This window comes from Burkholderia sp. BCC1977 (assembly GCF_905339595.1).
Lineage (GTDB): Bacteria > Pseudomonadota > Gammaproteobacteria > Burkholderiales > Burkholderiaceae > Burkholderia.
The window spans coordinates 23,900-44,417 of the sequence record NZ_CAJPGQ010000019.1 but is presented as its reverse complement, the minus strand read 5'-3'; the positions used below and the strand labels follow the sequence as shown (position 1 = coordinate 44,417).

At 67.0% G+C, this 20,518-nt stretch carries 19 protein-coding genes; 11 read left to right on the top strand and 8 right to left on the bottom strand.

Going from position 1 to position 20,518, the window contains the following annotated elements:
* Positions 1 to 247: 247 nt before the first annotated feature.
* Positions 248 to 448, bottom strand: a complete 201-nt coding sequence (locus U5771_RS35605) for a BON domain-containing protein (RefSeq protein WP_415859410.1) — start codon at positions 446 to 448, stop codon at positions 248 to 250.
* Positions 449 to 746: 298 nt separating this feature from the next.
* On the opposite strand from U5771_RS35605, the gene U5771_RS17440 reads away from it, so the two are divergent.
* Together U5771_RS17440 and U5771_RS17435 are read left to right on the top strand one after the other, a co-directional pair.
* On the top strand, positions 747 to 3,206 hold the full coding sequence (locus tag U5771_RS17440) for an AsmA family protein (protein ID WP_322025127.1): 2,460 nt from the start codon (positions 747 to 749) through the stop codon (positions 3,204 to 3,206).
* A gap of 615 nt (positions 3,207 to 3,821) precedes the next feature.
* A complete protein-coding gene (locus U5771_RS17435) occupies positions 3,822 to 4,130 on the top strand; it encodes a hypothetical protein (protein WP_322025126.1) in 309 nt (102 codons plus the stop codon).
* A gap of 404 nt (positions 4,131 to 4,534) precedes the next feature.
* Here U5771_RS17435 and U5771_RS17430 read toward each other — a convergent pair whose 3' ends face one another.
* Together U5771_RS17430 and U5771_RS17425 are read right to left on the bottom strand one after the other, a co-directional pair.
* Positions 4,535 to 4,999, bottom strand: a complete 465-nt coding sequence (locus tag U5771_RS17430; RefSeq protein WP_322025125.1) for a VOC family protein — start codon at positions 4,997 to 4,999, stop codon at positions 4,535 to 4,537.
* Positions 5,000 to 5,114: 115 nt separating this feature from the next.
* Positions 5,115 to 5,861, bottom strand: a complete 747-nt coding sequence (locus U5771_RS17425) for a carbon-nitrogen hydrolase family protein (RefSeq protein WP_322025124.1) — start codon at positions 5,859 to 5,861, stop codon at positions 5,115 to 5,117.
* Between U5771_RS17425 and U5771_RS17420 the strand changes: the two genes are divergently transcribed.
* Positions 5,860 to 6,420, top strand: a complete 561-nt coding sequence (locus U5771_RS17420) for a LysR substrate-binding domain-containing protein (RefSeq protein ID WP_322025123.1) — start codon at positions 5,860 to 5,862, stop codon at positions 6,418 to 6,420. The two genes, U5771_RS17425 and U5771_RS17420, sit on opposite strands and share 2 nt — an antisense overlap.
* An 84-nt stretch (positions 6,421 to 6,504) precedes the next feature.
* Here U5771_RS17420 and U5771_RS17415 read toward each other — a convergent pair whose 3' ends face one another.
* The 3 genes from U5771_RS17415 to U5771_RS17405 are packed head-to-tail and all read right to left on the bottom strand — an operon-like array spanning position 6,505 to position 9,760.
* Positions 6,505 to 7,689 (bottom strand): porin, encoded by a 1,185-nt coding sequence (locus tag U5771_RS17415; protein ID WP_322025122.1) that lies wholly within the window; start codon positions 7,687 to 7,689, stop codon positions 6,505 to 6,507.
* Positions 7,690 to 7,743: 54 nt separating this feature from the next.
* Positions 7,744 to 8,538, bottom strand: coding sequence for an ABC transporter substrate-binding protein (locus U5771_RS17410; RefSeq protein WP_322025121.1), 795 nt, complete (start codon positions 8,536 to 8,538; stop codon positions 7,744 to 7,746).
* A 52-nt stretch (positions 8,539 to 8,590) separates the two neighbouring features.
* Positions 8,591 to 9,760, bottom strand: coding sequence for a M20 aminoacylase family protein (locus tag U5771_RS17405; protein WP_322025120.1), 1,170 nt, complete (start codon positions 9,758 to 9,760; stop codon positions 8,591 to 8,593).
* Positions 9,761 to 9,907: 147 nt separating this feature from the next.
* Here U5771_RS17405 and U5771_RS17400 point away from each other — a divergent pair, with 147 nt between their 5' ends.
* The 3 genes from U5771_RS17400 to U5771_RS17390 all read left to right on the top strand — a co-directional run bounded on the left by U5771_RS17400 (position 9,908) and on the right by U5771_RS17390 (position 12,418).
* Positions 9,908 to 10,870 (top strand): LysR substrate-binding domain-containing protein, encoded by a 963-nt coding sequence (locus tag U5771_RS17400; RefSeq protein WP_322025119.1) that lies wholly within the window; start codon positions 9,908 to 9,910, stop codon positions 10,868 to 10,870.
* Between the two features lie 106 nt (positions 10,871 to 10,976).
* Positions 10,977 to 11,252 carry a formaldehyde-responsive transcriptional repressor FrmR gene (gene frmR, locus U5771_RS17395; protein WP_006753040.1) on the top strand — a complete coding sequence of 92 codons (276 nt, stop codon included), beginning with the start codon at positions 10,977 to 10,979 and terminating at the stop codon, positions 11,250 to 11,252.
* A gap of 56 nt (positions 11,253 to 11,308) precedes the next feature.
* The gene (locus U5771_RS17390; protein ID WP_322025118.1) at positions 11,309 to 12,418 is read left to right on the top strand and encodes an S-(hydroxymethyl)glutathione dehydrogenase/class III alcohol dehydrogenase; all 1,110 of its coding nucleotides are present in this window, start codon (positions 11,309 to 11,311) and stop codon (positions 12,416 to 12,418) included.
* A 225-nt stretch (positions 12,419 to 12,643) separates the two neighbouring features.
* On the opposite strand, the gene U5771_RS17385 is transcribed toward U5771_RS17390, so the two are convergent.
* Both U5771_RS17385 and U5771_RS17380 read right to left on the bottom strand, forming a co-directional pair.
* Positions 12,644 to 13,837: an NnrS family protein gene (locus tag U5771_RS17385; RefSeq protein ID WP_322025117.1), complete on the bottom strand. Its 1,194-nt coding sequence runs from the start codon at positions 13,835 to 13,837 to the stop codon at positions 12,644 to 12,646.
* A 173-nt stretch (positions 13,838 to 14,010) separates the two neighbouring features.
* On the bottom strand, positions 14,011 to 15,036 hold the full coding sequence (locus tag U5771_RS17380; RefSeq protein WP_322025116.1) for an AraC family transcriptional regulator: 1,026 nt from the start codon (positions 15,034 to 15,036) through the stop codon (positions 14,011 to 14,013).
* Between the two features lie 354 nt (positions 15,037 to 15,390).
* Here U5771_RS17380 and U5771_RS17375 point away from each other — a divergent pair, with 354 nt between their 5' ends.
* The 5 genes from U5771_RS17375 to U5771_RS17355 all read left to right on the top strand — a co-directional run bounded on the left by U5771_RS17375 (position 15,391) and on the right by U5771_RS17355 (position 20,305).
* On the top strand, positions 15,391 to 16,620 hold the full coding sequence (locus U5771_RS17375) for a dienelactone hydrolase family protein (protein WP_322025115.1): 1,230 nt from the start codon (positions 15,391 to 15,393) through the stop codon (positions 16,618 to 16,620).
* 67 nt (positions 16,621 to 16,687) lie between these two features.
* Positions 16,688 to 17,476 carry an SDR family oxidoreductase gene (locus tag U5771_RS17370; RefSeq protein ID WP_322025114.1) on the top strand — a complete coding sequence of 263 codons (789 nt, stop codon included), beginning with the start codon at positions 16,688 to 16,690 and terminating at the stop codon, positions 17,474 to 17,476.
* Positions 17,477 to 17,540: 64 nt separating this feature from the next.
* Positions 17,541 to 18,779 (top strand): styrene monooxygenase/indole monooxygenase family protein, encoded by a 1,239-nt coding sequence (locus U5771_RS17365; RefSeq protein WP_322025113.1) that lies wholly within the window; start codon positions 17,541 to 17,543, stop codon positions 18,777 to 18,779.
* Between the two features lie 5 nt (positions 18,780 to 18,784).
* Complete coding sequence (locus U5771_RS17360; protein WP_322025112.1) at positions 18,785 to 19,312, top strand: flavin reductase family protein; 528 nt, start codon at positions 18,785 to 18,787, stop codon at positions 19,310 to 19,312.
* A 33-nt stretch (positions 19,313 to 19,345) separates the two neighbouring features.
* Positions 19,346 to 20,305: a transporter gene (locus U5771_RS17355; RefSeq protein WP_322025111.1), complete on the top strand. Its 960-nt coding sequence runs from the start codon at positions 19,346 to 19,348 to the stop codon at positions 20,303 to 20,305.
* Positions 20,306 to 20,518: the final 213 nt, after the last annotated feature.

The following is a 20,518-nucleotide window of genomic DNA, read 5'->3' as shown; positions in this document are numbered from 1 at the left end:
TGCAGCGCCTGACGACTGCGCGAAGGCACGGCACGACGCCGTGCGGCGGACTGGCCCCGCGGCACGCGTGCGGCGCCCGCAATCGCGGGTTATCGGGGCGAATGTATCGCGGTGAATGTATCGGGGTGAATGTCGGCGGTGCGGCTACCGTCCGGTTCCGGCCCGGCAGGATGCCGTGTCGGCGCGACGGTCCGTTGATCAGGGCGCAACATTTGCGGCGGCAGGTGGTGGTCGTCGCGACGCACCCTCACCCGGATTCGACGTCGCGCACGCACATGCAACTGTCGGCCATCTCTTCGATGCCGTGCTTCATCCAACGCAACGGTACGGTGCCGTCAAGCTCAACCCGACCATCATGCATCTGAACGCTGACGTCGCTCACGTCGATGTCAAGGTCGTCAGCGAGTCGTTCACAAACGTCCTCGCGAATAGGCTCGTCCGAGCGCATGCAGCCTTTCGGTCCCCGACGTCTGCGCGGGACACTCCGTTCGACGGCCGGGCCGCCGAAATGCGACAGAAATGCGGCAAGTCCGGCGCGCCGCCATCATTCCGCTCCTCGTCGAAGAATCGGGCCGCGCTGCCAAATTGGCCGCCGCGGTGGCGGGTGTCGCCACACCCACCGTAACTGTCCACCCGATCCTGTCCACGCAACGCCGTGCAGCAGAAGCAACAGGCAACAGGCGGTCGCGCAAGCCGCACGCCGCGCGCATCTCCCCCCGGGGGCGGGAACACGGATTGCTGCGTACATGTCCATCGTGGGCAACCGGGAGGGGACAATGCGCATCGCACGCACGTTCGGCACGGCTGTCGCATGGTTTGTCGTGACCGTCGCCGTGGTGGCCGGCGTGCTGGCGGTCGTTGTCCAGACATTTGACTGGAACCGCGCTCGCCCTTGGATCGATGACAAGGTATCCGAATCGATCGGCCGATCATTTTCGATCAACGGGGAGCTTCGCGTGAACTGGCACCGGCCGCCGTTCGAGCGCGGTTGGCGTGCCTGGGTACCGTGGCCGAGATTTACCGCGCGCAACATCGTGATCGCGAACCCCGACTGGGCACGCTCGAAGGATTTCGCCACGCTCGACGCCATCAGCTTCGACGTGGCCGCGCTACCGCTGATGGACAAGCGCATCGTCATTCCGACGATCGAGCTCGTGAATCCGTCGGTCGATCTCGAACGCCTGAAGGACGGGCGCGTGAACTGGACCTTTAACCTGAAATCTTCCGCCAGGCCGGGCAGGTGGACGCTCGATCTGCATGACATTGCATTCATGACAGGCAGTGTCGCCTATTACGACGAGTTCAAGCGTGCCGACATGAAGGCAGCGATCGATACGCTCGGGCAACCGATTCCGTTCGGCGACGTGCTCAGGCAGCAGGAAAAAAGCTCACGCAAGGAATCGGCGGGGGTGGTCGGTAGCGAGAACGCCACGAAGCTCAGCGCACAAGTGCACGCGAAAACCGCGCCGGGCGCGTCGAAGGCATCAGGCGCTCCTGCCGGCGCCGGTGCATCGTCGGTAGCGCCGGCGCCCTCGCCTTCCGCGACCTCGGCGACTTCCGAATCCTCCGGGGCTGCCGCGGCATTCGCCGCGAGCAGCGCGGGCGCGACTTCTGCTCAAGGCTCGAGCGCTACTTATGCGATTGGCTGGACTGTCAACGGAACGTACAAAAAGATGGCGGTGAGCGGCAGCGGGAAGGTTGGCGGTGTGCTTGCCTTGCAGGACACGCGGCGGCCGTTCCCGGTGCAAGCGAGTGTGCGCATAGGCGACACGCGTATCGCGCTGGTCGGCACGCTGACCGATCCGGCGCACCTGGCGGCGCTCGACTTGCGCCTTTGGCTGGCGGGAGTCAGCATGGCGCATCTCTACGAGATAAGCGGCGTCACGCTGCCGGACACGCGCCCGTTTGCAACCGAGGGCCGCCTGATCGGCCAGTTTCGTGAAACGGGAAACGTCTTCAAGTACGAGAATTTCACCGGGCGCGTGGGCAACAGCGATCTGAGCGGGGCCTTGACGTACGAGGCGCGCCAACCGAGGCCTGCGTTGTCCGGGAAGGTCGCGTCGAATCTGCTTCAGTTCGCCGATCTCGCGCCGATCATCGGCGCGGACTCGAACGCGAACAAGACGCGCCGCGGCGCGGCGGCAAACCAGCCCGCCGACAAGGCGTTACCGGTCGAGGCGTTCCGTACCGAGCGATGGAAAGCGATCGACGCGGATGTCGCGTTCACCGGACGGCGCATCATCAAGAACGCCAACCTGCCTGTCACGGCGCTGTACGCCCACGTCGTCCTGCACGACGGCGTGCTGACGCTCGAGCCGCTGAATTTTGGCGTCGCCGGCGGCACACTGGCCACGACGATGCATCTGGACAGCAACGCAATACCCCTGAAGGCACGCGTCTCGATGCAAGCGCGGCACCTGCGGCTCAAGCAACTCTTTCCGTCCTTCGCGGTGATGCAGACGAGCCTGGGCGAGATCAACGGCGACGTGGCGCTGTCGGCGACGGGCAACTCGCCGGCAGCAATCGCGGCGAGCGCCAACGGCGAGGTAAAGACGCTGGTCACCGATGGCGCGGTCAGCCGGCTGCTGATGGAGGCGGCGGGATTGAATGTCGCGAATGTGGTGTACGAGAAGCTTTTCGGTCAGCGGGACGTGAAGATCAATTGTGCGGCGGCCGATCTGGTTGCGACCAATGGCGTGTTTGATTCGCGCGTATTCGCACTCGACACCGACGACGCCGTGATCGACATGGATGGCAACATCAACATGCGCGACGAGACGATGAATCTGCGGATACACCCGCATACCAAAGGCTTCCGGGTGATTTCGCTGCGCTCGCCGTTGTATGTCCGCGGGACCTTCAAGCAGCCGCACGTCGGCGTCCAGCCAGGCGCGCTGATTGCACGCGGCGGGGTGGCGGTCGGATTGGGGTTGCTCAATCCGCTCGCGTCGCTCATCGCGCTGCTTCAGCCGAGCAACAACCGACCATTGCCGTGCCAGCAGATGCTCGCCGATATGGAAAAGCGGGCGACCGCGCCGCCGCCGGGCGCACGACAGAAGGCGACAGGGACGCCGGAGTACCTGAAGGCGGCTTCCGGACCCTTGGGGCTGCGAGGTGCCGGACACACGGGAGAAGCCGCCAGCGGTGTGCTGCCGCCGCCCACGGGGCCGGCCTCGAATCCGGGCGGCGCCAGGAAATCGCCCTGAACATTCGTGAATTGCGTGTCGCCGGCAAGGGCGACGCCGGAGGGCCTGCGGTCTGCAAGCACACTGGGTCATCCGTGTCCTGCCGCACCACCGCATCCGTCTGTATCCGAGCGGCGACGCCTGTCTGCACCACCGCCGGTTCCGCGCAGACCGATCCATCCCAACTGTCCCCGTCCGCCGATCGCTCGCTCTCCAAGGCGTACCGGTCGACGTCGGGCACTGCGAAAACGAGCGATTCTCGGTCCCTCGATCGCAACTCGATTCCCGCCGGTCAGACTTTTGCCCTTTTCCCCCGTTTCATTTCAATGCGCTGCAAGTGTTGCTTTGTCGGATCGGAACGGAAATGCCGACTGTGTCGCGTACCTTGTCCCAGTGCGCTGTCGCGTCGCATCATCATGCTCCGTGGATCCTTCCCTTTCCGCGTCACGCTGCGGCTCACGGCGCTTGCCTGTCCAGCCCGCGACGACGGCGACATCGTGCGTTCCGGCACCGGATCGGACCTGGCGGCGCAGAGGCGCGGATGACGTGGTTGAAATAGCGAGCGAAGAGGCTGCCGCTCCGTATGGGAACGCATCGTGCTGATACGTACTCAGGTATTTGACGGAGGACAGCTCGATGAACCCCATGACAATTGCAATACGTCAGATTCTGGCGACACTCTTGGCAGGCTGCGCGCTCGCCGCGGCCGGCGCAACCTTCGCGCAAGTCTACGTTGCACCGCAACCGAGGTACGAAGAGCCATATTCCGCCCCGGCGCCGGGCGTGTCGATCACGCTGGGCATGCACGGCGACCGCTATTGGGACGGCAATCGCTACTGGGAGCATGACGAATGGATGCACCGTCATCCACATGAACGTGATCCGTGGCGCGAGCACCGGCACTGGCGCGAGCACATGCACGAACACGAGCACGGTGAATACTGACGACCATCCGCCTGAGCAAGGACCAGGGAAGCCGCTCCTGCTCGAAATCAGCGTACTTTCGCACCGCTTCCGTTGAACGCCGCACCTACTCCGATGCGTCCATTCCGGATGCGAAGATCGCCGCGAACGCCCGTCCACTCGTTGGTTGCGCCGGGCCGGCGGCCAGCGCGCAATGCCAGGCAATACAGGCCAGGCAATACAGCCAGCCGGTTGCATGTGCAACGCCGGCAATGATGCGATCGAGACACACCGCATGGGACCCAGCCGCGTGCCGCCTGCTTCGACGTGGTTGTCAGCGGCGAGGATTGCGCATGGAAAAGGCCGCAGCGCGATCCGCCCGCCACGACGCGGTATCGGGTCGGCGTGCGGGCGTAGAGGACGCGCCAACCGGCCCGAAAGCGCCGTCACGCGCTGCCGGCAAACGCATCGGCCACGAACCGCTCGAGTTCGCGCGCGTCGATGATTTCGATCGAGAATTGCCCGACACGCTTCGGCAGCCACAGGATGCGAACGCCACTGGGCGACGTGAGATTCTCGCGCGATAGCGGCTGGCCGTTTTCGTCCTCCGGCTGCTCGCCGGCGGCCACCAGTTCGTCGTAGGCCGCCTCGATATCCGGCGTGGCATAGCAATGACGGTAGATCGTGCCTTCGCCATGCGTGTCCATGAGCGCCTTCAGGTTTCCGGCGAGAGGCTGGACCAGGATGAACCGCTCGGCGCCGACCATCACGATCGCGTAACGCACGTGGAGTCCGTCGCGCGCCCATTCGAGCGTGCTCGAAATCCGCGCGCCAAGGACCTTAGCATAGTAGGCGCAAGCCTGCGCGAGGTCCTTCACCAGTACGTCGACATGACTGAACTTCAGGTCCATCGGTCTTCCTCCCTGTGAACGGCACCGCACGCATCACGGCAGTCGTGCCGGCCCGGCCGCCTGGCCGCCTAATCGCAACCGCCGCTGAATACCTGCACGCTCGCGCCTCGGCGGGCTACTCGGCGCCGACCGCCACGACGGCCCCGGTCCAGCCGTGGGTCTCCCGCGTGGCCGTCACGAGTGCGTCTCCAGCGCCGGCCGCGGCGACGACCCGTGCGCCGCCTTCCGCCCAGATCGCACTACGACCGGCCGACACCCGGCCGCCGGTCGCGCCGCCGTGGTTGGCCATCAGCACGGCCATGTCGTGCTCGGCAGCGTAGCCTGCCAGGAGCCCGGTGTCGTGCGCGTACCCGTGGTCCGTACTCAGCGCGCTCGCGGCGTAGAGCGTCGCCCCCGCTTGCGCGGCATCGGCGGCATGGCTCGCATGCGAAAAGTCGGCACAAATCGCCAGCGCGATCGGGGTCCCGTCGACGACGGTCGCGGGCCCGCCGCTGCCCGCGGCGAACATCGCGTCCTCACCGGGATGCAGATGCTGCTTCCTCTGTGCCTGGATGCCCCGTGGGCCGAGCGTGAACGCGCCAATATACACGTCGGACCCGCCGTCGCTTCGGACCGGCGCCCCCACGACGGCGGTCACGCCCAGTCGCTGCGCGTCGGCCAGCAGGGGCAACAGTCGCGGATCGCCCGCGTCCATCGCCAGCGCGCGGCCAAGCTGCAGCGCGTAGCCCGTCAGCGACAGCTCCGGGAACACCAGATACCGGACACCGTGTTCCGCCGCAACCCGAAGGAACACAGCGTGTCGGGCGAGATTCGCCGGATCTCGCCTGGATTCGCTCGGCATCCAGCGCTCGTTGCAGGTCATGAGTTCGCGCGAGGTGCAGCAGACGGTTCAGTCGGGCAGCGCCGATATCGGTCTGATGGCGAGCGAGATGTCGCCGTCCGGGCTCGAACATTCGATCTTCAGTGCGCTGCCGGGCGTGATCGCGATGGCGCCTGACCACCCGCTCGCGCGTCGCACCGTCGTCACGCCGGCCGACCTTCAGTCGGATCACTTCATTTCGCTGAACGCGGAGGACGTCACGCGGCAGGCGCTGGAAGAAACGCTGGCCGACGACGGGATCACGCTGCGCACCATCGTCGAGAGGCCTTACTCGATCACGGCCCGCGAGCTGGCGCGCTGCGGCGTCGGACTGCCCTTCGTCCATCCGATTGCCGCCAGCGACTTCATTCCGCGCGGGCTCGTCATCAGGCGTCTTTCGATCGATGTGCCGTTTCAGGATCAGATCATCTTCCGTCCGGGCAAGCCGTTGTCCGGGCACACGAAGTTGCTGCTGAAGCTGCTGCGCGTCCAGCTGGACCACGACTGCCAGCAATTGCAGGCGGCGCTGAAAAGCCGGAAGGGCGCGGCCCGCCCGGCCTGAGCGGCTGCCGTGACTCGACGTGCGAGCGTCCGCCGCGCCCTTCCGGGCGGCGTCGACATGCCGCCGCCCATCCCGCCCGCCCCGTCAGAACTTGTGCCGGATCCCCGCATGCACCATCAGCTGCTTCGACGTCGACGACAGATCGGCCGCCCCCGGGATCACCGCCTGATCGAGCGACGAGCCGGTCGCATCGCCGGCAACCCGCTGGTACGCGCCCATCAGGTAGACGTCGGTGCGCTTCGACAGGTTGTAGTCGGCCATCAGCCCGATCGAATGGATCTTCGGTTTCGCGCTGCCGGTGGTCGCGTCGTAGCGCACGGTCGTATACACATACTGCGCGCCCACGAAGAACGCCGGCGTGAACTGGTATTTGCCGTTCACTTCGAAGTTCTGGTACTTGATCGCCGTGACCGTGCCGCCCGCGAGCGGCCCCGTGACGGGTTCGATCGTCTCGTCGCCGAACAGGTAGCCGACGTTCGCGGTTGGCCGCGTGACGTTGCTGTTCGTATAGGCGAACCCGACCGTCGCGGGCCCGGCCGTGTAATTGACGCCCGCCCCGAAGATCCGCAGCCGCGCCGACGCGAAGTTCGCATCCGCGCCGACCGACCCCGAGCCCGCGATCGCGCCGCCGGCCGTCGCGCCCGGGTTGTCCGCATTCAGGAACGCCGCGCCGACGAGCAGGCCGCCCTGCTCGTACTGCGCGCCGACGCTCCACTGCCGGTTGTTCGCGAACCCGGTGTCGTTGCTGAAGCTGTACGTGCCGCCGAACGAGAAGCCGGCAAAATCCGGGCTCGCGTACTTGACCGTGTTGTTCACGCGGAACGTGTTGCCGGTGTTGTCGTTGTCGAGCGGATGCGAGAACGGATAGACGCCCCAGCTGCCGTTCGCGGTCGTCGGCGCGAGATAGTCGACGACCGCGTCATATTGCCGGCCGAGCGTCAGCGTGCCGTAGCGCGTGCTGCCGAGCCCGACGTAAGCCTGCCGCCCGAACATGCGGCCGCCCTGCGCGAGCGTGCCGCTGTTCACGTTGAAGCCGCTCTCGATCTGGAACAGCGCGCTGTAGCCGCCGCCGAGATCCTCGGTGCCCTTCAATCCCCAGCGGCTGCCCTGCGCGAAGCCGCTCGCCATCTGCCATGCACCGTGGCCGCCGACGTTGTTCGTATAGTCGATGCCCGCATCGATCAGCCCGTACAGCGTGACACTGCCTTGCGCGAAGGCCGGCGCCGCACAGAGTGCCGGCATCGCGACGAAAAACAATCTCCAGTTCATTCGTTTTCCTTATTGATATGATGACCCCACCCGATCGATACGGATCGGCGCCGCTTACTTCGTGCCGTAGATGTCGAAGTCGAAGTACTTGCGGTTGATCCGCTGGTACGTGCCGTTCGAGAGGATCGTCGCCAGCGCGCGGTTGAAGGCATCGCGCAGGTCGGTGTCCTGCTTGCGCAGCCCGAGGCCGTCGCCCTGCCCAAAGTACTTCGCGTCGTCGATCGCCGCGCCGACGAACATGAAGTCCTTGCCCTGCGTCTTCTTCAGGAAGCCGTCGCTGGCCGCGATCGACGCCTGGAACGCCGCGTCGAGCCGCCCCGTCACGAGATCGGCATAGACCTGATCCTGGTTCTGGTACGACTCGATCTGCACGCCGGCCGGCTGCCAGTTCGCGATCGCATAGTCGGCCTGCGCGGAGCCCTGCTCGACGCCCACCCGCTTGCCCTTCAGCGACACGGCCGTCGGCAGCAGCGGCGAACCCTTGCGCGCGATCAGCCGCGCCGGCGCATTCGAGATCCGGTTCGTGAACGCGATCTGCTGCATCCGCTTCGGCGTGATCGTCATCGACGACGCGATCACGTCGAACTTGCGCGCGAGCAGCCCCGGAATCATCCCGTCGAAACTCGACTCGACCCACACGCAGCGCGCATGCAGCTCCGCGCACAACGCGTTCGTGATGTCGATCCCGAAGCCGGTCAGCGTGCCGTCGGGCTGCTTGTATTCGAGCGGCGGATACGTGGGATCGACCGCGAGGCGGATCTCCTTGCCCGTCCAGTCGCCGGCCTGCGCGACGCCTGCCACCGTCGTTGCCGTCAGCGCCACCGCGAGCGCCGCCATCCACTGTTTCATTGCCAGTCTCCTTGTTCCATCGTTGAAGGTGAATCGAATCGGTCCGTCCGCGTCACGCGAGGTAGCGCTCGGCGAGCGCGATCCAGTAGCTCGCGCCCGTCGCGAGGCACGCATCGTTGAAGTCGTAGCCGGGATGGTGCAGCCCGCAGCCGGCCGCGCCGTCGCCGTTGCCGATCGACAGGTAGCTGCCCGGGCACGCGTCGAGCATGAACGCGAAATCCTCGCTCGCCGCGATCGGCCGCAGATGCGGAATCAACGCGTCGTCGCCGCCCCATTCGCGCGCCACATCGCGGGCGAACGCGGTTTCCGCCGCATGATTGACGAGCACCGGATAGCCGTGGCGATAGTCGATCTCGGCCGTCGCGCCATAGCTGTCGGCCTGGCCGTGCACGATCGCGCGGATGCGCCGTTCGAGCAGCGCACGCACGTCCGGCGACAGCGCGCGCACGCTCAGCTCGAGATCCGCATGCGGCGGAATCACGTTCGATGCGGTGCCCGCGTGGATCGAGCCGGTCGTGACGATCGCCAGTTCCTGCGGATTTACGTTGCGCGACACGACCGTCTGCAGCGCCATCACGATCGACGCGCACACGACCACCGGATCGATCGTCGTGTGCGGCGCCGCGCCATGGCCGCCGCGCCCGGTCACGCGCACGCGCACCTCGTCGGCCGACGCCATGGCCGGGCCGTCGCAGAAGCCGAGCACGCCGGCCGGCAGGCCCGGCACGTTGTGCATCGCGAACACGGCATCGCACGGAAACTGCGTGAACAGCCCGTCGTCGAGCATCCGCTTCGCGCCGCCGAGCCCTTCCTCCGCCGGCTGGAAAATCAGGTTCAGCGTGCCGCTGAAGCGCCCGCGCTCGGCGAGGCAGCGGGCCGCCGCGAGCAGCATCGCCGTATGGCCGTCGTGGCCGCACGCGTGCATCACGCCGTCGTGCCGGCTCGCATGCGGCAGCCCGGTCGTCTCGTGGATCGGCAACGCATCCATGTCCGCGCGCAGCCCGAGCCGCTTCCCGGCGCCGCGCGTGAGCGTGCCGACCACGCCGGTGCCGCCGATGCCGCGCGTGACCCGATAACCCCATGTTGTCAGGCAGTCGGCGACGAGCCCGCTCGTCGCGTGTTCCTCGAAACCGAGCTCCGGATGGGCGTGCAGCCGATGGCGCAGCGCGATCATCTCCGTCTCGATGGCCGCCATTTCAGGCGGAATGCGTGATCGATCCAACCCCGTTACTCCTCTCCAGGTGCTGCGTGACGAATGCCGGAATGGCAGTTCGTTGGCGAGATCGTAGGTAGCGAAAAAGTCGGCGAACAGCCGCAGTTTCGTTATGATGACAACCTTTCGTTGTCAGCTATCGGACCCTTTCGCACCATGAGCACGATCAAGCTGCATCAGCTGCAGGCGCTCGTCGCGAGCGCGGAGGCCGGGAGCATCCGCGGCGCGGCGCGCACGCTCGGGCTGTCGCAGGCGGCCGTCACGCGCGCGCTGCGCGAGCTGGAGGCCAGCGAGCGCCTGCCGCTGCTGGTGCGCGCACCGGAAGGCATCGGCTTCACCGAATACGGGAAGACCTTGCTCACCCACGCGAAGCTCGTGCTCAAGCAGCTCGAGCATGCGCAAAGCGATCTCGAACGGATGCGCGGGCGCGTCGAGGGGCGACTGAGCGTCGGCGTCACGCCGTGGCTGACGATGACGTTCCTCGCCGAAACCGTGCTGCAGTTTCGCGAGCGGATGCCCGACGTGCGCCTCGAACTGTACGAAGCGCTGATGGCCGTCGCGCAACCGCTGCTGCGCGACGGCAGCATGGATTTCGCGCTCGGCCACGTGCAGGCCGGCGGCGGCGCGCAGGAGTTCGCGTTCGAGCCGCTGCTGCGCTACGAGACGTCGGTGATGGTGCGCGCCGGGCATCCGCGCGAACGCGCGAAGTCGGTCCATGAGCTGCTCGATTGCGACTGGGTGCTGAATTCGTCGGCCGACGGCCAGGCCGCGCTCGTCGACTACCTGTTCACGCGGCACGGCGCGCAGATCGACGAACGGCGCATCGTGCGCGCGCAGTCGGTCGCGATGCTGCAGACGATGCTGGAGCAGGCCGGCATGTGCACGTGGTGCCCGACGATCCTCGCGGCGGTGCCGCCGTTCGGCGAGCGGATGCGCGTGCTGTCGCTGAAGGAGACCTTCGAGCCGAGCGAACTCGGCATCGTCACGCGCCGCAGCAGCACGCTGAGCGACGCCGCGCGCTGCTTCATCGACTGCCTGCTGCAGGTGATCCGGCGGCATGCGCGCTCGGCGCGCAACGAGGATCTTGCGCTGTTCCGCACGCTCACGCTGCTGATCTGACGGGGTGCCGGCCCGGCGCGCGCGGCGCCTGCCCGGCAGCGATCCCGTATACCTCCACGCCACATTGTTCTATACTGCCCCCCAGTATCCGGAAACCACCTGACCCATGCCGCATTCCCCCGAAGAAAAGAAACGCGTCCTGACCCGCGTGCGCCGTGTTCGCGGGCAACTGAACGCGCTCGAGCAAGCGCTCGAGGAGGGTGCGGACTGTGGTCCGATACTTCAGCAACTGGCTGCCATCCGCGGCGCGATCAACGGCGTGATGGCCGGCGTGCTCGAAAGCCATTTGCGCGAGGAATTCACCCAGCTCGCGGACGCCCCGCGGCCCTCGTCCGGATCGATCGACGATATCGTGACCCTCGTCCGGTCCTACTTGCGCTGACCCATGCAGGATCGTCGACGTCCGATCCATTCGATGATTTTTTTAACAGGATTGCCATGAAATCACGTGCCGCAGTTGCGTTCGAGGCGGGTAAGCCGCTGCAGATCGTCGAAATCGACGTCGAACCGCCCCGCAAGGGCGAAGTGCTCGTCAAGATCACCCATACCGGCGTCTGTCACACCGACGCCTTCACGCTGTCGGGCGACGATCCCGAGGGCCTCTTCCCCGCCGTGCTGGGCCATGAAGGCGCCGGCATCGTGGTGGAAGTCGGCGAAGGCGTGACGAGCGTGAAGCCCGGCGACCACGTCATTCCGCTCTACACCGCCGAATGTGGCGAGTGCCTGTTCTGCAAGAGCGGCAAGACCAATCTGTGCGTGTCGGTGCGCGCCACCCAGGGCAAGGGCGTGATGCCCGACGGCACCACGCGTTTCAGCTACAACGGCCAGCCGATCTATCACTACATGGGCTGCTCGACGTTCAGCGAATACACCGTCGTCGCCGAAGTGTCGCTCGCGAAGATCAACCCGGACGCGAACCCGGAGCAGGTCTGCCTGCTGGGCTGCGGCGTCACGACCGGCCTCGGCGCGGTGAAGAACACGGCCAAGGTGCAGGAAGGCGACAGCGTGGCCGTGTTCGGCCTCGGCGGCATCGGCCTCGCGGTGATCCAGGGTGCGAAGCTCGCGAAGGCCGGCCGCATCATCGCGATCGACACCAACCCGGGCAAGTTCGACCTCGCGCGCGTGTTCGGCGCCACCGACTGCGTGAACCCGAAGGATCACGAAAAGCCCATCCAGCAGGTGATCGTCGAAATGACCGGCTGGGGCGTCGACCACAGCTTCGAGTGCATCGGCAACGTCAACGTGATGCGCGCCGCGCTCGAATGCGCGCACCGCGGCTGGGGCCAGTCCGTCGTCATCGGCGTCGCGGGCGCCGGCCAGGAAATCTCGACGCGGCCGTTCCAGCTCGTCACCGGTCGCCGCTGGCTGGGCACGGCATTCGGCGGCGTCAAGGGCCGTTCCGAACTGCCGGGCATGGTCGAGGAAGCGATGGCCGGCACGATCCAGCTGGCACCGTTCGTCACGCACACGAAGCCGCTCACCGGCATCAACGAAGCGTTCGACCTGATGCACGAAGGCAAGTCCATCCGGACCGTCGTGCATTTCTGAACCCCGCGTCAGGGGACCGGTTGCAGCAACCGGTCTCCTCGCGCGAAGGCGCCGCCGGCACGCAGTGATGCCTGCCGGCGGCGGCGTATGCTCCGAACACCATCCGCCGTCAGACCGGCAACGGTCACCGCCACCTCATCCGTCACCTCTTCCGCCGCCACGCGCGCAACACGCATCTGCCGCGGCTTCCTGCGTTCCCACTCCCGATCCGACAAAGCACCAGCGTCAATCCTGACGACCGTCGGCACGCGGCGACGTCAGGAACGGCGCGTAGTGCACCGTGTACGCGACGAACGCGACGATCCAGCACGCCCCCGACAGATCGAGCCAGACCGCGTACGGCACGCCCGGAACGAGCGGCCCGAACACGCGGATGACGGCCGCACCGATCACCAGCCAGTAACACAGCTGCTCCCACGGGCCCGCGACGAGCATGCGCCCCGTGTGGCCGAGCGCCGTGCGCGTGATCATCGCGATGATCGCGCCGCCGATCGCACCGACGGTCAACGCGTGCACGGCGAGCGAGTGCGCGACCGCGCCGGCGAACGACAGCGCGAGCAGCACGAAGCCGACCGGAATCCACAGACAGGACACGTGCAGGATCCACACGATCGGCCGCTTGCCGACGCGCCACGAATGCCATCCGGAGAGGCGCCATGCATGCAGCACGGCAGTGGCGAGCGCGGCGACGATCAGCAGCACGGCGGGCGCACCGAGCGCATCCGCGAACAGCGTCAGCGCGACCGCCGGTGCCGCGAGCGCGTCCACGATCCTGAAGCGGCGTATCCGGAAGCCGGGAATCGCGTTCATCGTGAACATCGGCACGATGCGGCCGGTGATCACCGCGACGAAGAAAACGACCAGCCCCGTCGCCGCGTAAGCCGTCCGCAGCGCGAGATCGGCCCGTCCCGTCATCACGGATGCATGGAACAGCGCGTTCAGCGCGCCGAACAACAGCAGCGCGACCGGCAGGAACACGTTGTGGCGGTTCTTCGCCGACAGCAGCACGCGCAACAGCACGACGGCCGTCACCGGCAGGAACAGCGCATCGACGACCGCCGCGAGCGACGCCGGCCCCGACCAGACGAGCACCCGCCCGGCCAGCCAAAGCAGCCACAGCGCCGCGAGCGCCGGGCCGCGCAGCGTTTCGCGCGACGTCCAGGCCCGCGTGGCGGTCAGCAGGAAGCCGACGACGATCGCGGCGACGAAGCCGAAGATCATCTCGTGCACATGCCACATGAGCCCCGTCATCGCACCGGCACGCCCGGCGACGGGCACGCCGTGCCACGCCGCGAGCCACACCGCGACGGCAAGGCTCGCGAACAGCGCGCCGGTCAGATAGAAAGGCCGCAGGCCGAGTTGCAGCAACGGCAGGGTATCGGGCGCCGATGGGGCCCGCATCGGTTCGCTGATCTTCATGTGCGTCTCCGGCAGTCGAGGATGACGTCATTCATCCTAGCGCCGTGACGCGCGAGACGGGGGCGTGCCCCTACGCGGCGCGGTGGCATCGTTCGCGTTCATGACATGCGTCAAGCTCGCGCTGCACGCCTGTGCCACACTTTCAAGCGCGCGCCTGCGTTGCGTCCGCCCCGTCAGCACCGCACGCGCCGCATCCTGAGCGTGGCCGACGGCGATTCCCCGAACGCGCGCTTGTAGTCGATCGCGAACCGCCCGAGGTGCGCGAAGCCCCATTTCAGCGCGACGTCCGTCACCGACGCGAGCCCCGGTGTCGCATCGTCGAGCAGTTCGTCGCGCACATGTTGCAGCCGCAACTGGCGCACGAATGCCATCGGCGTGATGCCATGGCGATTGCGGAATCCGGCGAACAGCGTGCTCGGGCTGACGCCCGCGAGTTCGGCGAGCCGTTCGATCGTCAGCGGCTCGTCGAGATGCGCGCGGACGTATTCCTCGACGCGCCGCACATAGAACGGCGCGAGCGGCGCCGGCGCGGGGCGGGTGCCGTTGCGCGCGCTGTTCGGCTGGCCATACAGCAACAGGTTGAACAGCGTCGACTCCAGTTGCTCGAACGCGAGCGGATGGCGCAGCGGATGTCCGTCGGTCGCGATCGCGTCGGCCAGCATCGGCAGCATTTGCGCGAGGCACGCGCCCTGCTGCGACGACAGGCTGAATTCCGGCTCGAACTCCACCGGCACGTGCCGCTCGCCGCCGACATGCCGCTGCGCATGCCGCTCCATCACCTCGCGCTCGATGCGCAGGATCACTTGCGGGCACGCCTCGCCCCACCGCATCCGGAGCGGCAGCGTCGGCGACAGCAGCGAAGCGGTGGCGGGCGACGACACGAAGCGCGCCGCGCCGCATTCGATCTCGGCGTCGCCGCGCAGCGGAATCTGCAACAGATAGAAGTGCTCGAGCGGCCCCGGTTCGATCGATACCTCGCTGCCGTAGTCGAGCAGATTCAGCGACAGGTTGCCCCAGCGCGCATGGTGCATGCGGCCGTGCAGCGCGTGCGAATCGCCGGTCGGCGTAAGCCGATGCGGCTTGAACACGTCCGCCACCCGCGCGCGCACCTCGTCGACGTCGTTCGACTGCAGCAGCAGCGTGTCGTGATTGAAACAGGCGGCGTCGCCCAGCCCGCCCGTTGCGGAAAATTGCCCCATCGAAGTTCTCCCGTCGTGCCTGATCGCACTTGCGCTGTGCACGCATTCCCGATTCCGGGGAAGCCCGTCGCACGATCCGGATAGCGCCCGGCGTATCCGGACAGTCCGCGTCGTTACACTACGCAAGCCCTGCATATATGACGCAAGAAGCGGACCGTTCGCGCATCGTAGAAAACTGTGCGGACCTTCCGCATCCGCACAAACCCGCAGTGCGCCGCGTCCCGGCCCCGGCGCGGCGGGCCGGTCCGCAGGTTTCCGGAATTCGCGGATACCGGCCGAAGAAAGCGGATAGAAGCGCGCGTTTCGTCCGCCAATACTGGGCCCATGCCAGTCACGAACAGAATGGAGGGACACATGCAAGGACGACACATCGAGATTCCGTCGCCGGACGGCGGGACGTTCCGCGCCTACCTGAGCACGCCGGCCGGCGGCACGGGGCCGGGCATCGTGCTGTGTCACGAGATCTTCGGCGCGAACGCGACGATGCGCGACGTGGCCGATTATTACGCCGAGGAAGGCTACACGGTGCTCGTGCCCGACCTGTTCTGGCGCCAGGCCCCCGGCATCGAACTCGGCTACGCGGCGGCCGACTTCGAGCGCGCGATGGCGCTCTACCGCGAGTACGACGAAAACAAGGGCGTGGAGGACATCGCCGCCGCGCTGGCCGTGCTGACGCAACGGCCGGAATGCACCGGCCAGGCCGGGGTGCTCGGCTACTGCCTCGGCGGCAAACTCGCCTATCTGGCCGCGTGCCGGCTGCCGAACGTGGCCGCCGCCGTCAGCTATTACGGCGTGGGCATCGAGCACGCGCTCGACGAGGCCGCGCATCTGCGCGGCCGGCTCGTGCTGCAGATCGCCGCGCTGGACCGCTTCTGCCCGCCCGATGCGCAGCAGCGCATCACCGCCGCGCTGGCGGGACGCGACGGCGTCGAGGTGTACGTGTACCCGGGCGTCGATCATGCGTTCGCGCGCGTCGGCGGCGATCATTTCGACAAGGCGGCGGCGGTGATGGCGCACCAGCGCGCGATCGCCGCGTTCCGCGCGGCGCTCGGCCCGCACTACGACCTGTCCACACTGTGGGAAGCACACCTCCTGCACGAATTCGACACGCGCAACGTCGACGCGACGATGGACACGATGGTCGCGCAGCCTTACGTGAACCATATTCCGACGCTCACGGGCGGCGTCGGCTACGACGAGCTCAAGCGCTTCTACACGCATCACTTCGTGCACGCGAACCCGCCGGACACAACGATCACGCCGATCTCGCGCACGGTCGGCGCAAGCCAGATCGTCGACGAACTGCTGTTCTGCTTCACGCACACGACCGAGATCGACTGGATGCTGCCCGGCGTCGCGCCGACCGGCAAGCGTGTCGAGATTCCGCTCGTCGCGATCGTCAAGTTCCGCGGCGACAAGCTGTATCACGAACACATCTATTGGGACCAGGCGAGCGTGCTCGTGCAGATCGGCCTGCTCGACGCGGCCGGGCTGCCCGTCGCCGGTGTCGAAACGGCGCGCAAGCTGCTCGACGAAACCGTGCCGTCGAACGGGCTGATGCAGCGCTGGCGCGACAGCGCGTGACCGACCGCTACCCGGGCGACGCGTCGAACCCGTGCCACCTTCACCCAATCATTCCAGGAGACACCCCATGACTGCCCTTGCTGGCAAAGTCGCGATCGTCACCGGCGGCGCCACGCTGATCGGCGCCGCCGTCGCGCAGGACCTGAGCCGCGCCGGCGCGTGCGTCGCGATCCTCGATCTCGATGCGGACAACGGCGCGCGCGTCGCCGACACGCTCGGCGAACGCGGGATGTTCATCGCGACCGACATCACCGACGACCGCGCGATCGAACGCGCGGTGTCGGCCGTCGCCCAGCGCTTCGGCGCGATCGACCTGTTGATCAACCTGGCCTGCAGCTACGTCGACAACGGCATCCAGGCCAGCCGCCGCGACTGGCTCGCGGCGATGGACGTCAACGTCGTGTCGGCCGCGATGCTGGTCAAGGCCGTTCATCCGTACCTGACGCGGCGCGGCGGCGGCGCGATCGTGAACTTCAGTTCGATCTCCGCGCAATGCGCGCAGACCGGCCGCTGGCTCTATCCGACGTCCAAGGCCGCGATGCGCCAGCTCACGCGCAGCATGGCGATGGATCTCGCCGCCGACCGGATTCGCGTCAACTCGGTGTCGCCGGGATGGACGTGGTCGCGCGTGATGGACGAGCTGACGCACGGCGACCGCGCCAAGACCGATCGCGTGGCCGCGCCGTTTCATCTGCTCGGCCGCGTCGGCGATCCGTCGGAAGTCGCGCAGGTCGTCACGTTCCTGTGCAGCGACGCGGCGAGCTTCGTGACGGGCGCCGATTACGCGGTGGACGGCGGCTATTCGTCGATGGGCCCCGAGCAGGCGGTGCCGGCGATTCCGCGGCTGGCCGAGTAAGCGCAGGTCGCTTCTTCCGGTTCGTATTCCGGCTCAAGTCATTCGTTCTACCAAGGATTTCATCATGAAACGCATCGCTATCGTCGGTGCCGGCCAGTCCGGCCTGCAACTCGCCTTCACGCTGCTCGACCACGGCTATCACGTCACGCTTGCGACCAACCGCGACGCGGAACAGATCCGTGCCGGCAAGGTCATGTCGAGCCAATGCATGTTCCATACCGCGCTGCAGATCGAGCGCGATCTCGGCCTGAACAGCTGGGAAGAAGCGTGCCCGTCCGTCGAAGGCATCGGCATCGTCGTGCCGCATCCGGAAGGCAACGGCCGCAAGGCGATCGACTGGTCGTCGCGGCTGACCCGCTACGCGCAATCGGTCGACCAGCGCGTGAAGATGGCCGACTGGCTCGACGCGATCCAGCGCCGTGGCGCCGACGTGCGCATCTGCGACGTCGGCGTGCCGGAGCTCGAGGACCTCGCGCGCAGCCACGACCTCGTGCTGCTCGCGGCCGGCAAGGGCGAAATCGTGAACCTGCTCGGCCGCGACGACGCACGCAGCGCGTTCGAGCGCCCGCAACGCGCGCTGGCCCTCACCTACGTGAAGGGCATGACGCCGAGCCAGCCGTATTCGCGCGTGCGCTTCAACCTGCTGCCCGGCATCGGCGAATATTTCGTGTTTCCCGCGCTGACCGCGACGGGCCCGTGCGAAATCATGGTGTTCGAAGGGATCCCCGGCGGGCCGCTCGACTGCTGGGCCGACGTGAAGACGCCCGAGCAGCATCTCGACCGCAGCCTGTCGTTCCTGCAGCAGTATGTGCCGTGGGAATTCGAGCGCTGCCGCGACGTCGCGCTCACCGATCCGAACGGCACGCTGTCCGGACGCTTCACGCCGACCGTGCGCAAGCCGTTCTTCCGCCTGCCGTCGGGCCGCACCGTGTTCGGCATGGCCGATGCGGTGGTCGTCAACGATCCGATCACCGGCCAGGGTTCGAACAATGCGGCGAAATGCGCGAAGGTGTACGGCGACGCGATCCTCGCACGCGAAGCCGAGCCGTTCGACGAAGGCTGGATGCACGACACGTTCGAACGCTACTGGGCCTATGCGCAGCACGTCGTGCGCTGGACCAACTCGCTGCTCACCCCGCCGCCGCCGCACATCCTCGAGCTGCTCGGCGCCGCCGGCCAGTTGCCGTCGCTCGCCGCTGCGATCGTCAACGGCTTCGACGATCCGCGCGAGTTCGCGCCGTGGTGGTTCGACCCGTCGGCCTGCGCGGCGCTGATCCGCGAACACGCCGCACATTCGGAGTAAGCGCCATGGACACCACCGCTTCCTGCCATCCGGGCCTCGACCCGCAACAATTGCGCGCCGCGTTCGGGCAGTTCCCGACCGGCGTCACCGTGATCACCACGCGTTCGCCGGACGGGCGCAAGGTCGGCCTCACCGCCAATTCGTTCTCGTCGCTGTCGCTCGACCCGCCGCTCGTGCTGTGGAGCCTGCGCAAGGTCGCGCCGAGCCGTCCGGATTTCGTCGCGGCCACGCACTTCGCGATCAATGTCCTCGCGCACGATCAGATCGAGCTGTCGCGCCGGTTCGCGACGCCGAGCGCCGACAAGTTCGACGGCGTACCGCACGTCGACGCCGACGCGGGCGGCGTGCCCTGCCTCGACGGCGCGAGCGCGCGTTTCGTGTGCCGCCATGTCGGCCATTACGAAGGCGGTGACCATCTGCTTTTCATCGGTCAGATCGAGGCATTCGATACGTTCGGCCATGCGCCGCTCGTGTTCCATGCGGGCCAGTACCGCGCGATCTCGGCGCACCCCGATCTTTCTCGCGCCGTTTGATTAGTTATACAAATAAATATTCAGGAGGTGGTGATGATGAAATGCGGCTCTCGCCTGCTTGCGATCGCGGGCCTCGTGTTCGCCGGCCTGACCGGACACGCGCCGGCGCATGCGACCGACCTGCCGTCGGTCAACCTGGGGATGACCAGCTTCCTCGACGGGATGCCGCCGGCCGGCTCGGGCTGGTACGGCACGCAGTATCTCGAGTACTACACGGCCGGCCGCGTCAACGACAACGCCGGCAACAAGGTCGGGCTGCCGAAGCAGGACATCGACCTGTTCGCGGGGCTGAGCCAGCTCGTCTACCAGTCGCCGCTGACGTTCGGCGGCATGCATCCGGGGCTCGACGTGATCCTGCCGTGGGTGGCGTCCGTGCATACGAACGACGGGATCGGCAACGTCGCGCTGAACTCGCGCGCCGGGTTCGGCGACCTGCTGGTCGGCCCGTTCATCCAGTTCGATCCGGTGATGGGCGCGCAGGGGCCGCGCTTCGCGCAACGGGTGGAATTCCAGTTCATCGCACCGACCGGCGCCTACGATCCGGCGCGCGCGATCAATCCGGGCAGCCATTTCTGGTCATTCGATCCGTACTGGGCCGCGACGTTCTGGGTCACGCCGAAGTGGACCGTGTCGTGGCGCCTGCACTATCTGTGGAATGCGACCAACCACGAGCCGGCGACCGCGCTCGGCTCCGACGTGACGTCGACGCAGGCCGGCCAGGCCGTTCATGCGAACTTCGCGACCGAGTACGAAGTGCGGCCCGGGCTGCGGCTGGGACTCAACGGCTACTGGCTGCGCCAGACCACCGACATGAAGGCGAACGGCCAGGATGTGTCCGGCACGCGGGAAGCCGTGCTGGCGATCGGGCCCGGTGCGATGTATAGCTTCTCGCCGCAGGATCACCTGATGTTCAACTCGTACTTCGAGGTCTATGCGCGCAACCGGCCGCAGGGCACGCGGATGGTGCTGCGGTATGTGCATCACTTTCAGTGACGCGCCGACCCGGCCGGTATGACGAATGCAAAGCGCGGCTTCGGCGCCTGGATGCGCGTCCTGTCGTTCCGGGGATGGCGGGAGCCTCATTGAAGCCGCGCGCGATAAATGCGCCGGCTTATGCGCGATAAATAGGTAGGTAGAAAAGAAGGCGATACGTTACCGCATCGTCCAGAACAGTCCGGCCGGCACCGCTGTGCGGTCTCAGCCGTT

Bases quoted from the DNA above. Each gene is read 5' to 3' on its own strand.
- U5771_RS17415 (WP_322025122.1), bottom strand. From the start codon at position 7,689: ATGAACTGGAGATTGTTTTTCGTCGCGATGCCGGCACTCTGTGCGGCG.
- U5771_RS17380 (WP_322025116.1), bottom strand. From the start codon at position 15,036: ATGGGGCAATTTTCCGCAACGGGCGGGCTGGGCGACGCCGCCTGTTTC.
- U5771_RS17355 (WP_322025111.1), top strand. From the start codon at position 19,346: ATGATGAAATGCGGCTCTCGCCTGCTTGCGATCGCGGGCCTCGTGTTC.
- U5771_RS17370 (WP_322025114.1), top strand. From the start codon at position 16,688: ATGACTGCCCTTGCTGGCAAAGTCGCGATCGTCACCGGCGGCGCCACG.
- U5771_RS17390 (WP_322025118.1), top strand. From the start codon at position 11,309: ATGAAATCACGTGCCGCAGTTGCGTTCGAGGCGGGTAAGCCGCTGCAG.
- U5771_RS17425 (WP_322025124.1), bottom strand. From the start codon at position 5,861: ATGACCTGCAACGAGCGCTGGATGCCGAGCGAATCCAGGCGAGATCCG.
- U5771_RS17375 (WP_322025115.1), top strand. From the start codon at position 15,391: ATGCAAGGACGACACATCGAGATTCCGTCGCCGGACGGCGGGACGTTC.
- U5771_RS17385 (WP_322025117.1), bottom strand. From the start codon at position 13,837: ATGAAGATCAGCGAACCGATGCGGGCCCCATCGGCGCCCGATACCCTG.
- U5771_RS17420 (WP_322025123.1), top strand. From the start codon at position 5,860: ATGAGTTCGCGCGAGGTGCAGCAGACGGTTCAGTCGGGCAGCGCCGAT.
- U5771_RS17410 (WP_322025121.1), bottom strand. From the start codon at position 8,538: ATGAAACAGTGGATGGCGGCGCTCGCGGTGGCGCTGACGGCAACGACG.
- U5771_RS17430 (WP_322025125.1), bottom strand. From the start codon at position 4,999: ATGGACCTGAAGTTCAGTCATGTCGACGTACTGGTGAAGGACCTCGCG.
- U5771_RS17435 (WP_322025126.1), top strand. From the start codon at position 3,822: ATGAACCCCATGACAATTGCAATACGTCAGATTCTGGCGACACTCTTG.
- U5771_RS17440 (WP_322025127.1), top strand. From the start codon at position 747: ATGTCCATCGTGGGCAACCGGGAGGGGACAATGCGCATCGCACGCACG.
- U5771_RS17400 (WP_322025119.1), top strand. From the start codon at position 9,908: ATGAGCACGATCAAGCTGCATCAGCTGCAGGCGCTCGTCGCGAGCGCG.
- U5771_RS17365 (WP_322025113.1), top strand. From the start codon at position 17,541: ATGAAACGCATCGCTATCGTCGGTGCCGGCCAGTCCGGCCTGCAACTC.
- U5771_RS17360 (WP_322025112.1), top strand. From the start codon at position 18,785: ATGGACACCACCGCTTCCTGCCATCCGGGCCTCGACCCGCAACAATTG.
- U5771_RS35605 (WP_415859410.1), bottom strand. From the start codon at position 448: ATGCGCTCGGACGAGCCTATTCGCGAGGACGTTTGTGAACGACTCGCT.
- frmR (WP_006753040.1), top strand. From the start codon at position 10,977: ATGCCGCATTCCCCCGAAGAAAAGAAACGCGTCCTGACCCGCGTGCGC.